The sequence below is a fragment of the Marinilactibacillus piezotolerans genome (assembly GCF_900114235.1).
Taxonomy (GTDB): domain Bacteria; phylum Bacillota; class Bacilli; order Lactobacillales; family Carnobacteriaceae_A; genus Marinilactibacillus; species Marinilactibacillus piezotolerans.
Genome location: NZ_FOSJ01000027.1, coordinates 18,485 through 31,962, shown reverse-complemented (window position 1 = coordinate 31,962; position 13,478 = coordinate 18,485). Strand labels below are relative to the sequence as shown.

At 33.8% G+C, this 13,478-nt stretch carries 13 protein-coding genes; 12 read left to right on the top strand and 1 reads right to left on the bottom strand.

Annotated elements, in window-relative coordinates; genetic code table 11:
- The first annotated feature begins 398 nt into the window (after window positions 1-398).
- From BM212_RS07665 to BM212_RS07645, 5 genes are all read left to right on the top strand, one after another.
- Window positions 399-965 carry an NAD(P)H-dependent oxidoreductase gene (locus BM212_RS07665; RefSeq protein WP_072695263.1) on the top strand — a complete coding sequence of 189 codons (567 nt, stop codon included), beginning with the start codon at window positions 399-401 and terminating at the stop codon, window positions 963-965.
- 572 nt (window positions 966-1,537) lie between these two features.
- Complete coding sequence (locus tag BM212_RS07660) at window positions 1,538-2,788, top strand: carboxylesterase family protein (protein ID WP_091897860.1); 1,251 nt, start codon at window positions 1,538-1,540, stop codon at window positions 2,786-2,788.
- A gap of 295 nt (window positions 2,789-3,083) precedes the next feature.
- Window positions 3,084-3,263 carry a hypothetical protein gene (locus BM212_RS07655; RefSeq protein ID WP_091897858.1) on the top strand — a complete coding sequence of 60 codons (180 nt, stop codon included), beginning with the start codon at window positions 3,084-3,086 and terminating at the stop codon, window positions 3,261-3,263.
- A 333-nt stretch (window positions 3,264-3,596) separates the two neighbouring features.
- On the top strand, window positions 3,597-3,917 hold the full coding sequence (locus BM212_RS07650; RefSeq protein WP_072695257.1) for a type II toxin-antitoxin system Phd/YefM family antitoxin: 321 nt from the start codon (window positions 3,597-3,599) through the stop codon (window positions 3,915-3,917).
- Entirely contained in the window at window positions 3,914-4,237 is a 324-nt protein-coding gene (locus tag BM212_RS07645) for a hypothetical protein (protein WP_072695255.1), read from the top strand. The genes BM212_RS07650 and BM212_RS07645 overlap by 4 nt, the downstream gene beginning before the upstream one ends.
- 94 nt (window positions 4,238-4,331) lie before the next feature.
- Here BM212_RS07645 and galE read toward each other — a convergent pair whose 3' ends face one another.
- On the bottom strand, window positions 4,332-5,342 hold the full coding sequence (gene galE / locus BM212_RS07640) for a UDP-glucose 4-epimerase GalE (protein ID WP_072695253.1): 1,011 nt from the start codon (window positions 5,340-5,342) through the stop codon (window positions 4,332-4,334).
- 80 nt (window positions 5,343-5,422) lie between these two features.
- On the opposite strand from galE, the gene BM212_RS07635 reads away from it, so the two are divergent.
- The 7 genes from BM212_RS07635 (at window position 5,423) to BM212_RS07605 (ending at window position 13,433) form a co-directional block, all read left to right on the top strand.
- Window positions 5,423-5,950, top strand: coding sequence for a TetR/AcrR family transcriptional regulator (locus BM212_RS07635; RefSeq protein ID WP_072695250.1), 528 nt, complete (start codon window positions 5,423-5,425; stop codon window positions 5,948-5,950).
- 73 nt (window positions 5,951-6,023) lie between these two features.
- The gene (locus tag BM212_RS07630) at window positions 6,024-7,139 is read left to right on the top strand and encodes an MFS transporter (protein WP_072695248.1); all 1,116 of its coding nucleotides are present in this window, start codon (window positions 6,024-6,026) and stop codon (window positions 7,137-7,139) included.
- 320 nt (window positions 7,140-7,459) lie between these two features.
- Window positions 7,460-8,515, top strand: coding sequence for a glycosyltransferase family 2 protein (locus BM212_RS07625; RefSeq protein ID WP_072695247.1), 1,056 nt, complete (start codon window positions 7,460-7,462; stop codon window positions 8,513-8,515).
- A 40-nt stretch (window positions 8,516-8,555) separates the two neighbouring features.
- Window positions 8,556-9,995, top strand: a complete 1,440-nt coding sequence (locus tag BM212_RS07620; RefSeq protein ID WP_091897856.1) for a lipopolysaccharide biosynthesis protein — start codon at window positions 8,556-8,558, stop codon at window positions 9,993-9,995.
- Window positions 9,996-10,005: 10 nt separating this feature from the next.
- The gene (locus BM212_RS07615) at window positions 10,006-10,944 is read left to right on the top strand and encodes a glycosyltransferase family 2 protein (RefSeq protein WP_091897854.1); all 939 of its coding nucleotides are present in this window, start codon (window positions 10,006-10,008) and stop codon (window positions 10,942-10,944) included.
- A gap of 144 nt (window positions 10,945-11,088) precedes the next feature.
- A complete protein-coding gene (gene wecB / locus BM212_RS07610; protein WP_091897852.1) occupies window positions 11,089-12,207 on the top strand; it encodes a non-hydrolyzing UDP-N-acetylglucosamine 2-epimerase in 1,119 nt (372 codons plus the stop codon).
- A 14-nt stretch (window positions 12,208-12,221) separates the two neighbouring features.
- On the top strand, window positions 12,222-13,433 hold the full coding sequence (locus BM212_RS07605; RefSeq protein WP_091897850.1) for a hypothetical protein: 1,212 nt from the start codon (window positions 12,222-12,224) through the stop codon (window positions 13,431-13,433).
- Window positions 13,434-13,478: the final 45 nt, after the last annotated feature.

The following is a 13,478-nucleotide window of genomic DNA, read 5'->3' as shown; positions in this document are numbered from 1 at the left end:
AATAGCTATTAGGCGGTAACTTAATTAGGAGGCACAATCAAATAAATCTACTTTTAAAACAATTATTCTAAATACGAGTCTGATAGGCAATTTTGCTATAGATAAATAAGTATACTAGGGGGGAGTAAGTTATTTTTCATGCGTTGACAAGTTTAAATCTTCACGATAATATTAAAAGTACAATGAAAACTATCTCAGACTATAAAAGAGTATTTAGTTAAGTACAGTTTGAAATTCTTCTAATTACATATACTGTTTATGACAAGTTATCGATGTAATGAATTGTTACGTTATTCTTATTAAAAAAGTACAATAGTCAAACGAGATAAAGCAAAAAACGGAATGGATTCAACTTAGGAACAGGAAAGTTCCTTGCATTAAAAATTAAGGAGACGGTTATGAAAGCAGTAATTGTTTATACACATGTTTGGAATGAAAGTTTTAATCATCATATTTTAGAAACAACAGTCAATCATCTAGAAAAAAAGGGCGATGTTGTTGATGTGATCGACTTGCATGCGGATGGATTTAATCCTGCATACACACAGGAGGACTTGCGTTTATTCAGTCGTGGAGAATATGCCGATCCATTGGCTGCTGACTATATCGAACGCTTGAAAGCAGCAGAAAAAATTATATTTATTTTTCCTATTTGGTGGTTCAACACCCCAGGTATGCTAAAAGGCTTTTTGGATAAAGTGTTACTCAAAGGCCAAGCTTATGATGAAATAGATCATAAATTAACTGGACTATTGAATATCAATGAAGGGTTAGTATTGACAACTGCTAACATTTCTAAAGAAAACCTTGCATTTGTTGGAGATCCAATCCAGAGTACTTTGATCAATGGAACTTTAGATATGGTAGGCATTAAAAATGTTTCTTGGATTCACTGCCAGACCGTTCATCTACCAGAATCACGCGAACAGTATTTAAAAGAAATAAGTGACTATTTCGAAAATTAATCTCTATTAAGATAGAACAAAAGAGGATAACATAATAAACTGTTTGAGCGTAGATTCACGATTATAAAACAATGAGTCCATACAAAAATTATTAAGATGACAGCTACCAATCGTTGATCTAAGTTAGCTGGATTTGTAGATTCATTCAAAAGCATTTGAGATATTTGTTGAAAAAAGCCTTAAAGATTACTTATAGAGTAGATGAATATAAGCAATTTTAGGTCTAGTAATTAGCGTAATGAAATGAAGACTTAACTTAACTTAACTTAACTTAACTAAATACTTATGTAAACTATCCGATGCATCTCAAATTGCATTGGATAGTTTTTTTTAATGGAAAATTTAAATATGTTTTTATTGATTCAATAAGCAGCTGTTTATCGTTCAAGTAGATTGCCTGGTGTTTTACTAAATTCTCTAATACCGTTAAAATAGAAATAGTGAAGAACAAGTAAAGTTAAATAGGAGTATAAAAAAATGAATGATACTAATCTTAATCCAACATGGAATTGTTCTATGGGGACTATTCGTGGATGGAACGATGAGAAAAAAGGGTCTTAAGAGCTACTGGTATTAAATATGCTACAGCTCCTAGATTTGAAGCGCCAACTGCTGAACCAGCAAATACAGATAAAATAGTAGAAGCAACGAAATGGTCCCCTGCTTCTCCACAACCAAAAGATGAATTGACCGATTACCTTATCAATCAAGAATCTAGAGAAATGAAAGTAGATGAACATTGTCAATATCTTTCTGTAACTACACCCAAAGATACTAGCTTTTCGGATAATCTTCCGGTAATGGTGTGGATACATGGAGGATCTTATGTTACGGGAGCAGGAGATTATCCTATATATGATCCAGCAGTTTTAGTGCGGGAACAACGCGTCATAGTGGTTACCGTAACGTATCGATTAGGATTGTTAGGATATTTAGGCAGTAAAGAGAGTACACCAGCAAATCTTGGGTTGCTTGATCAGATTGAAGCGTTAAAGTGGGTAAAGCAGAATATAGCAGGATTTGGAGGTAATCCAGAAAACATCACTATATTTGGTGAATCGGCTGGAGGAGATGCAGCAGCTCATCTTATGATTGCCAAAGGAACAGAAGGGTTGTTCAATAGAGCGATTATACAGAGCGCTCCTTTTGGACTACTACCTGCACCAAAAGAAATGAAAGCTGTTATGCTAGAAGAAAAGAAAAAAATCTCAGCTGATGATTCCTTAGAAAAAGTTGCAGAAGTCCAAGCGGATATTCAAGAGAAAGTGAAGCCATTCGGGTTGAAGTCTTCTATGCCTTTTGGAGTACAGTATGGTGAATTTCCTCTTCCAAACGAAGATGATTTAGAGCATGAATGGAATAAAGCAGCTAGACGTATTGAAATATTAGTTGGTAATAATAAACGCGAATTAGCTCCATTTATTCCATATATTCCTGTATTGAACAAATTGACTAAAACTCCCTTTATAGGAAAATATTTATCCAAGGCGTCCATAAAATTTTTAACAAAGAAAATATATAAATCTGGCGTGGAGGAATTTACCAGAAGACATCATCTTGGCGGAGGAAGCGGGTATAAATATGAAATCAGTGGAGGAGCTCCACGGAATCAGCTGGCTGGAGGACATGCTTCCGAAATACCGTATCTTTTCGAAAATGAGGAACTGTGGGAAGGGTCTCCGATACTAGATGGAATAACCTGGGGGAAATTTCATCGTCAAGGTCAGGTACTGCGTCAGATATGGGGAGTGTTTGCTAAAACGGGTCAAATCAAACCTGTTCATGTGGACGGATTGATCAAGGTTAAGAAGATTTCCTCATAGTATACAGTTTATTTATCAAATAGATAGACTGTTAGATAAGAGTAGATGAATCATCTTTAAATAAGGTACATGCGAAAGCTGCATGGACCTTATTTGTATAGATAAATGTTAAGAATACGGTAAAAATAAAGAGTAGAAAATCTGAATATAAACTTTTTTGTTTCTTAAAGGTATATTATTAGTAATCTTTCGAATGTATATGCTATATTAGTTACAGAAATAAGTATTTACAAAAATAGACTGAAATAAAACTATAACTCATTAAAGGCCATACATTAATAGGAGGGCAAGAACCATGAACGAAAAGAATCAGGGGATGTTTGATAGTAGCTCAGTGGGAAAAGACTATATTAGCGATGATTTTTCCAGTAATCTATATTCTGGACCAGAAAGTCTTATCCATAAACAAGATAACTCAGGAAGCTTTGACCACAATCCATTCGCTGACATGACAGACGATTACTTATTCGACTAAACTATAAATATAACTAAATGAAGATAAAGAAGGAGAAATCGTGTGGTTTCTCTTTTTTTAGTATCCAATAAATAGATTCTTTTCTAAACAAAACAGGTTATTAACTATTAGAGATTATTTATTATACAAAAGTACTAGTATGAAAAAATAAGATAGTCACAGACGAATCAATCTTTCTGAACAGCAAAGCGTGCATAGTATCGAATGAAAGTAACATTTTATCAAAGTAAGGTACTGATAAAACAATGTAAAAAGGTCCTGAAATAGGGATTGAAATAGGACCTTTATTAGGATATACTGTGGATATAATCTAGTATAGTTGGAGGGAAAGATATGCTTAAGACTATTGGAGAAACAAAATCTATCACACAAACTAAGAGTGAATTATCTAAAATCATCAAAAGTGTAAATAAAACAGGAGAACCTGTTTTTATTTTAAATCATAATAATCCTGAAGCTGTAATTATTAGTAATAAAGAGTATAGTTCTTTAATTGAAAAATACCATGAAATGGAAGAAAAAATCTTTTACAGTAATTTATCAAATAGAATTGATGAGGGACCTATAGAATTAATTCCGGCAGCCAAGGTCATTGAAAAAGAAGACACTGAGAACCCATTTGCTCATTTGTCTGATGAAGAGTTGTTTGATTGAAAAACAAAGTTAATTTTTGGAAAGAAGCAGTTAAAGATTATAAGAAATTAGATGGCGCTACAAAAAAATGGGTAAATCTTGCGATAGAGCGTTTAGAAGAAAAAGGATCTTCAATCGGTAAAAAATTAGGTAATACACAATACGCAAAATTAGTAGGATTTAGTGAATTGAAAAATCAAAGGTTAGGTATTCGGTTAATATACAGAGCTGCGTCAGATAATAAAATAGAAATTATTGAAATAGTGGTCATAGGAAAAAGAGAAGCTGAAAAAGTATTTATTAGTGCTGATAAAAGAATCAGCAAAAAAACAGATGATTAACTGTCTGTATAGATAAAAATATTGGTTAAATAAAAGGTAGCTGACTGAATATAACCATCAGTCAGCTACCTTTTGAATTTTTCATTAGTTTATTTTATGCATATCCATTGGGATTAGATTTCTGCCAGTTCCATGAGTCGCGGCACATGTCTTCAATACCCAGTTCGGCTGCCCACTCAAGTACTTTATGCGCTTTCGTTGCATCAGCGTAGCTGGTTCCAATATCTCCAGGTCTGCGGTCAACAATTTGGTAAGGGATCTCGACATTGTTCGCTGCTTCAAACGCTTTTACTACATCAAGCACAGAGTAACCAACGCCTGTTCCTAAGTTATACGCTTCAACACCTCTGGTTTCAAGTACACTTTCAAGGGCTTTGATGTGACCTTTTGCTAGATCGACAACGTGGATGTAATCTCTTACCCCAGTACCGTCAGGTGTATCATAGTCGTCTCCATATACAGAAAGTTTTTCGAGCTTGCCTACCGCAACTTGTGTAATGTAAGGCATCAAGTTATTTGGAATATCATTAGGATCTTCACCGATACGCCCTGATTCGTGGGCACCGATTGGATTGAAATAACGAAGCAGTGCTGCACTCCAGGAAGGATCAGCAGCTACTTGATCCTGGATAAACTGTTCGATGAATAATTTAGTCGTTCCGTAAGGATTTGTCGTAGATAAGGGCATATCTTCAGTAAAAGGTGCCTCATTATTCATACCATAAACTGTCGCACTGGAACTGAAAACCATATTTTTTACATCAAATTCATTCATCAATTCCATCAAGGCAATTGTTCCATTCAAATTATTACGGTAATACATAAGCGGTTTAGCCACAGATTCACCAACAGCTTTATATCCGGCAAAGTGAATAACCGCTTCAAGATCATGCTGCTTGAATACTTCTTTCAAAGCATCCTTATCTGTAATGTCTACCTCATGAAATACAAAATCTTTTCCTGATAATTCTTTGATACGGTTCAGCACTTCAGGTTTTGAGTTAGAATAGTCATCAACTATGACAACCTCACGACCTTCATTCAACAGCTCGATAACAGTGTGAGAACCAATATACCCAGCACCGCCAGTTACTAAAATAGCCATAAAATCGCTCCTTCTATTTTTATGTATAATGATTGTGATTTCTATAACTTCCAGCTCATTTTAACACATTCCAAGAATGGATGCATGAAAGAATCAAATTAGATCATGCAGAGTCTTTATTCTATCAGCACGGATTTCATGCGGTAGGGATAAAGAAAGTCGTATCGCAAGCGAATGTTTCTATCATGACCTTGTATAATCATTTTGGATCGAAAGAGAAATTGATCGTCAAAATTTTAGATCAACGGGAAATAAGATATTTAGATTATCTTAAAAGCTATCTTAATGATGAGGCTAAGCGTTCTAAGTATAAAACAGCACGCACTATTGCTCTTGCACATATGAATTGGTTAAAAGGTAATTCAAATGGATGTCTATTTTTACGAGCAAAAGAAGAATACGGCCAAATCAACCAAGATATTACAAACCGAGTCGATACGCACAAAAGGAGCATGCTTTCTTTTTATAAAAGACTTGGGTTTTCAGAACAAGAAGCGATGCGATTAGCTATCCAGATCGAAGGGGCTACAGCTTTAGCAGAAACAATTGAGGTTCAAAGGGTAGAAGAAGAACTAGTTGAAACGTTAAGGTTGCTTTTCAGCAAGTGATCGAGTGAAGATATTTCAACTTATTTTTAAAAATAAAATAGAATGATCGTTCTATATAAAGAAGAGGTGTAACATGTTTAAATTAATAGCTCCGGGAACGGCAATGATTGCAGTAAACTATGCTTTTGCCAGATTTAGTTATGGACTGTTTTTACCTTATATTTCAGACTCTCTTAATCTCTCAGAGAGTGAAGCAGGACTAATAGGAACGCTTGGGTATATCTCATACTCCATAGCTTTGATTTGTTCAAATATCTTTATTGATAAATTTGGACCGCTAAAAGTCACGCAACTAGCTGGACTGAGTGCAGTAATAGGATTATTAGGTATAGCTCTATCAGTAAATTATTTTCTACTTGGAGTAAGCATGTTTACTGCAGGACTAGGAAGTGGCTGGAGTTCACCAGCCTTCAGCAAAGTAGTTGATATTTCATTTCAAGAAGACCAGAAAGATCAAGGAAATAGCTGGATAAATAGCGGAACAACTTTTGGGATCATAATTTCCGGTCCTATTGCTTTATTCTTTGCAGAATATTGGAGGAATGCTTTTCTATTCTTTGCCTTACTTGCTTTTGCTACTCTGATCTGGAATTCAATGGTTATACCAAATCCAGATACCAGTCAGGAAAGTTCAGAAAAAAGGATACCAGCATTTCAGAAAATTATAAAAAATGGTCTTCGAATCATTATAGGCTCCATGATTGTTGGATTCAGCAGTTCTGTGTTCTGGACATTTTCTAGAAGTTATCTTACTGCAGAACATGGATTTTCTAATCAAGAGAGTGTTTTATTCTGGGTATTGATGGGGATTGCAGGAATAGCTGGAGGAATCGTAGGGAAAGTGATTGTACTCAAAGGATTGAAATTTTCATTTCGAGTATTTTTGTTATTGCTTATTCTATCCATCGTTCTGATTGTTTTCCCATCTAGAGTGATGATCTATGCTGCTTCAATCTTTTTTGGAATAGCCTATATTGCGATAACAGGACTTTTATTGGTTTGGGGAACCAAAAGATTTTCTGATACACCATTTGTCGGAGTGAGCCTAGCCTTTTTCTGTTTAGGAATCGGACAGACGATAGGATCCAGTGTAGCTGGAATGATGATCGAAATGATTTCTTATCCATTTACCTTTAGTGTGTTTGCCGTTTTTGGTCTGGCAGCTTTGCTTGTTCCAGTCAAAAAGTAGCCTCTTTAACCCTAATGAAAAAGCGAATAAGGGAAGATGAACTGAATAGTAAAAGCACTAAAAATAATAACGGGTAAATAAAGAACTGAAACAATCAATTCTAAAAAAATCTACACCTTGTACTGATGTGTTCGTTTTCATTCTGGTTAAACCAAAATATTTAAAATATGGCAAGTTAGCGGACTTTTCAAATGACGCCAGCTTACTTTATTTTGTTAAGAATTTTTATTGAATTTTTATAATTGATAAGACATGCTGTGTTATAATAAATTAGATAAACACATTAGAAAAATATGTCTATGGTTAGGAGTTTCGTTATTATGTTTGAAGTATCCATCATTATGCCAGTTTATAACGTCTCAGCTCATTTGCCGAGGGCTATTCAGTCTGCCTTGAATCAGACGAAAATGGACTTCGAATTAATTTTAGTTAACGACGGGTCTACAGATGATTCAGGAGCAATTTGTGATCATTTTGCCGAAGAAGAACCTTTACTGATCCAAGTCATTCATCAAAAAAATCAAGGTTCAGGTATGGCAAGAAACGCAGGATTAAGAAAAGCTAAAGGGAAATATATATATTTTGCCGATCCAGATGATTATTTCAGCCCAACTCTTCTAGCTGATAATGTCAGACTGGCTGAGGAAAAAAAAGCTGATGTAGTCGTTTTTGGTTATACGAGAGAAGTAGAAGGAAAGCCAGAAGATCTAGAAATACTTCTGCCTAGACAACCACACTTTTATACCCAAGAAGGATTTCGTAAACACTTCAGAAACTTCTATCACTTTTCACCCTATTCACTGTGGAATAAACTATATCGTAGACAATATCTGATAGAGCATAAAATCAGATTTACGAATCAGAAATTAGGACAAGATGCTTTATTTAACATCAACGTCTATAAAGAAATCAAAGATGTTGCGTTCAACCGTAAAGCTTACTATCACTATGTCACGCATGATGGATCAGCTGTCAATCGCTACCGAGATGACCGATTTATGATGGAGTTGAATATTGCTTTGGAATTCAAAAAACTGGTTGAACATTGGGGAATGGAAATAGAATTTAATGATTTATTGAAGCGGGAATTCTGGAATCCAGTATACTTAGAACTAGCTAATATCGCCCATCCAGATTGTCCTATGACAGAAGAAGAAAAAGTCGAATGGATCAAAACGATTTGTGAAGAAGAGAATATCAAACATTATGTGATTCAACAAGACCGCAAAGAATCTAATCCATTTCGTTATCTATTACATCAGCGTATTCAAAAAGGTAAATATCTCATGGCAATCCAGTTAATGGAAAAGCGGAATGCATCAGCCAATAATTATGGAAAACTCTTCAGTAAAATGAAACGATTTTTCACGTCGTAATTTGAAAATAAGATTTTAAAAAGCTAGGAGACAATAAAGGATGTTTGAACAATTTAAAAAAGGCATATTATATACCGCAATGGGGAAATATGCAGTAGTTGCAGTACAATTAGGTGTCCAAGCAGTCCTATCCAGAATCTTGTCTCCCGATGAATATGGAATTGTGGCAACCGTCAATGTATTCCTGATATTCTTCCAGCTTCTTGCCGATATTGGAATCGGACCAGCAATTATCCAAAATAAAGAGTTGAAACGATCAGAAATTAATTCGATATTCGGTTTCAGCTTATATCTCTCAATTGCTTTAGGTATTTTATTTGTTTTTCTAGGCTATCCGATCAGCTGGATTTATGATAATGCAGTTTTTATTCCTTTGAGCATGGTGCTTGGGATAAGTGTATTCTTTTATGGGGTACTAGTTGTGCCTCAATCTCTCTTACTTAGAGAAAAGAATTTCAGAATGGTTAATTTCACAACTGTCGGGAGCGCAATCGTATCCGGTATTGTATCGATTGTACTTGCCTTGTTAGGATTCAGTTATTATTCCATCATCTTAGGAAACACAGCTAAAGCAATGACATTATTTTTTGTTTTTTATGTTAAAACTGGGACAAGCGTGAAATTTAAATTGGATACAGCACCATTAAAGAAAATTTATTATTTTTCAAAAAATCAGTTCTTATTTAATTTCATAAATTATTTTTCTAGAAACTTAGATAATTTACTTATTGGAGGGACTATCTCGCAAAGTGCTTTGGGGTATTATGATAAAGCCTACACTGTTTCATTGTATCCTAATCAAGTCTTGACTAGTCTGATCACATCAGTTATTCATCCAATCATGTCAGACTACGTTGATCAAACGGAAAAAATTAAACAAGTCTACTTAAGGCTTTCCAATTTATTAGCGCTAATTGGTATACCATTATCAGTATTCTTGTTTTTCTCTTCTGAAGATGTCATTCTATTTTTATTTGGGAATGACTGGTATGGAAGTGTTCCTTCACTGCAGATATTAGCGTTATCTGTATGGATTCAAATGATTCTATCTTCAACCGGAGGAGTCTTTCAATCGGGAAACCGAACAGATTTACTTTTACTTTCCGGGATTTTATCTACTATACTAAACATTACCGGAATTATTACTGGTATTTTACTGGGTAGAATTGAATATGTAGCCTTATTCTTGGTTATTGCATTTTCACTAAACTTTATTCAAGCGAACTACCTCCTAATGGTCAAGCTATTCCATTCAAATTTATTGGAATTTGCTAAAGTTATGATCAAGCCGGTTATTTTAGCTGTAATGCAGCTTGTAGTATTTTATTTCTTACCGGTATTTCCTTTTGCTCCTTTCTTCAACTTACTGATTAAAGGGAGTATCTTTTTGGTCATCTGGATTATTGGATTGTTTATTACAGGAGAATTTAAACGGATAAAAGCTGAATTAAAAGGAAATAAACAATTAGTAGATAAGTAAGGAGATCTGTATGAAAGAACCTCTAGTATCCATTATTGTACCGACTTATAATGTCGAAAGATATGTTGAAGAAAGCGTCGAATCGATTTTGAATCAAACCTATCCTAATGTAGAAGTAATTCTGATCGATGACGGGTCAACGGATGCAACACCTTATCTGCTGAAGCAGTTTAAAGATAAAGCTAGCATTACGCTCAATTCGGTTAATCAAGGTCAAGGCGCAGTTCGTAATCAGGGGATGAATATAGCTGCAGGCGAATATATTCTTTTTTTAGATTCAGATGACTGGATTGAACCTGAAGCGGTCAGTGGGTTAGTGCATAAAGCGATTGAAACTCAGGCTGAAATAGTAAGATTTAATGGACAATCATTTTTTGACGGCGGAGAGACCCCGAAACAACTTGGCGACTATGATTTCTCTGAAGTATTAGAAGAAAATATAATGTACACCTCGCCAAATGTCTTGCCTAAAATTCAAAAATCTTATTCTGCTTCACCTTGCTTATATCTAGTTAAAAATTCTCTACTGACTGAAAATGGAATTGAATTTCCAGAGGGAATTCTTCATGAAGATGAATATTTCTCAACCCTAGTGTTCTTGCACACTAAAAAAATGGCTTATATCAATCGATTCTATTATCACCGTAGATACAGAGCAGCTTCGACTATGACAGCAAGTACGGCGCACCATAAACAGCGATCTTTTGAGTCCTATCTTAAAATCTTTAAATTAATGGAAGAAGATTATACCTCATCACGGTATAATGAGCAGCAGAAAGATTTTTTAAAGAGACAATTGTTGTCTATTTACAATGGCTTAGTTCAAAGCCCAGTCGAACCAGCTCTCAAAAAACAATTAAAAAATATAGAATCTATTACAGCAAAAGACAGACTTAGAATAAAAATTTCAAGATTAAGAACAAAATATCTAAAAGGACCTAATAAGTAAAAGGAGTTTAATAAAAACTTCATATCTTTTCAGGTTTTTTTTATGGTAAAATACATGTTGAATGTTTTCATAGAACAAAGTATGTGTCTTTATAGTAAGAGAGACTAAGTTTTACACTTAAATTATAAAAGGACGTTTAATTTAATGGATAGAAAAAAAATTGCAGTAGTATTCGGTACTCGACCTGAAGCAATTAAAATGGCACCTGTAATTAAAGAATTAGAAAAAAACAGTAATATATTTGAGACTCAAGTAATTGTTACAGCACAACATCGTGAAATGCTTGATCAAGTACTCAAAGTATTTGAAATCGAGCCTACATACGATTTAGATGTTATGAAAAAGAATCAGTCACTATCTGATATTACGATCAATGTAATGAAAGGTTTGGAAGAGATCTTTTTAAAAGAACTTCCTGATATGGTTTTGGTACATGGAGATACAACCACAAGTTTTGCGGCAGCTTTAGCAGCTTATTATCAGCAAATACCAATTGGACATGTAGAAGCAGGGCTAAGGACATATGACAAATACTTCCCGTTTCCTGAAGAAGCGAATCGACAGTTGATTGATAATATAGCTGACCTGTTCTTTGTACCAACTGAACTAACTAAAAAAAATCTGCTCAACGAGAATAAACCAGAAGCTAAAATTTATGTAACTGGAAATACAGCAATTGATGCAATAGCTCATACAAAAACTTTAGAAGTAAAACATCCCTTACTGGATAAAATAACGCCTGAAAAAAAATGGATCCTATTAACTATGCATAGAAGAGAAAACCATGGCGAACCGATGAAGAACGTATTTAGAGCAGTCAGACAAATCATTGATGAACATGAAGATGTTGCAGTTGTGATGCCGGTACATTTAAGCCCAGTTGTGCAAGGAATTGCAAAGGAACTATTGGAAGATCATGAAAGAATTTTATTAGTTGAACCATTAGAAGTTGACTTGTTCCATAAAGTAATCGCTAGAGCTCACATGGTATTAACTGATTCTGGTGGATTACAAGAGGAAGCACCAGCTTTTGATATTCCTGTACTCGTCTTAAGAGACAAAACAGAGCGACCTGAAGGATTAGAAGCTGGCACACTGAAAGTTGTCGGTACAGAACAAGAAATGGTTTTCCATTCGATAAATGACCTGTTGAATGATCAGAAGTTATACGATAAAATGTCCAAGGCTATTAATCCTTATGGAGATGGCACAGCAAGCATAGAAATTGTTAATATTTTAATGAAATTTTTTATTGATAAATAAGGGAGTTTAAGAACTTGGTTAGTTTATACTCTAAATCTAATAAGTCTAAAATACTGATTAATAATTTAATTTTATTATTGTTACCATTGGGATTAATACTATCTGATTGGATAATTGGAATTTTTTCAGTTGGAGATTTTCTTTTCTTTTCTATACTGCTTATTTTGCTATTTACCCAAAATGTTTTTTTAGAAATAATGGATTATAAAATTTTAAGTTTGATTTCTGTATACTTAGCAGTCAACTTCTTTTTGAATATAGAATTTAATAATAATTTTGATGCCAATAGTGCGATAGCAGCAACAATAAAAATTTTATATTATAGTGTGTTTGTTTTGATAACATACCGTTTTTTGAGCATTAGAAACTTAGAAATGAGTTTATTGAAATATCTCAATATATATTCAATTTTAGTGATTTTAATTGGGTTATACATTTCACTTGCAATTTATACAGGGAATTTACCTTTTAAATTTATTTGGAAATTAACTAGAACAGATGAATTAAGTTATTTCTATAATGAAACGATACGAATGCGGAGCGTTTTTTCCGAACCAGCACATCTTGGATTTTATTTAAATTTAAATTTAAGTATTAATCTTTTCTTCAAAAGAAAAATCAATTTTACTAAATACATTAATCTACTACTTCTTGGAGGAATCATCTTAACTTTTTCATATAGTTCAATTGCCATCATGATCATATTGATCCTATTATATGGGGTTAATCTTTTGTTGGAAAATGGAACTTTTCGTTTTAATAAAATGGCGTTTATATATATGATATTGATACTACTACTTATATATATAAGTCATGATTTTTTGTACAAGTCTTTAATTGAGCGATCATTTTCAATAATAAATGGAGAGGATGGTTCTGCTTCAAGTAGGATTTTTGGAAGTTGGGAATATGTGCAACAAAACAATTTTTTGATTGGAAATGGGGCTGGTAATACTCCACCAATCACTAATAATTTTGCGTATATGATTTCTGATCTAGGGATTCTTCCATTTTTAATGAGTATACTTTTCAGTGGATTTATTTTGCAGAGAAATGTTGGATTAGGATTATTATTTATATTTCTGAATTTCCAAAAGGGTGGATATTTATCACCAACGCTCTCAGTGCTCATTATATGTGTAATACTTTACAGTAAAAGAGAAAAGAAGTTCAAATCTTTTGAGTCTAAAAGCACCATAGGACATGATTTTAAATATAATAGTTGAGTGATTAAGTAATAAATGTACAACTTGATTCAAACAATTTATGAT

Bases quoted from the DNA above. Each gene is read 5' to 3' on its own strand.
- BM212_RS07665 (WP_072695263.1), top strand. From the start codon at position 399: ATGAAAGCAGTAATTGTTTATACACATGTTTGGAATGAAAGTTTTAAT.
- galE (WP_072695253.1), bottom strand. From the start codon at position 5,342: ATGGCTATTTTAGTAACTGGCGGTGCTGGGTATATTGGTTCTCACACT.
- wecB (WP_091897852.1), top strand. From the start codon at position 11,089: ATGGATAGAAAAAAAATTGCAGTAGTATTCGGTACTCGACCTGAAGCA.
- BM212_RS07620 (WP_091897856.1), top strand. From the start codon at position 8,556: ATGTTTGAACAATTTAAAAAAGGCATATTATATACCGCAATGGGGAAA.
- BM212_RS07630 (WP_072695248.1), top strand. From the start codon at position 6,024: ATGTTTAAATTAATAGCTCCGGGAACGGCAATGATTGCAGTAAACTAT.
- BM212_RS07650 (WP_072695257.1), top strand. From the start codon at position 3,597: ATGCTTAAGACTATTGGAGAAACAAAATCTATCACACAAACTAAGAGT.
- BM212_RS07615 (WP_091897854.1), top strand. From the start codon at position 10,006: ATGAAAGAACCTCTAGTATCCATTATTGTACCGACTTATAATGTCGAA.
- BM212_RS07655 (WP_091897858.1), top strand. From the start codon at position 3,084: ATGAACGAAAAGAATCAGGGGATGTTTGATAGTAGCTCAGTGGGAAAA.
- BM212_RS07635 (WP_072695250.1), top strand. From the start codon at position 5,423: ATGCATGAAAGAATCAAATTAGATCATGCAGAGTCTTTATTCTATCAG.
- BM212_RS07625 (WP_072695247.1), top strand. From the start codon at position 7,460: ATGTTTGAAGTATCCATCATTATGCCAGTTTATAACGTCTCAGCTCAT.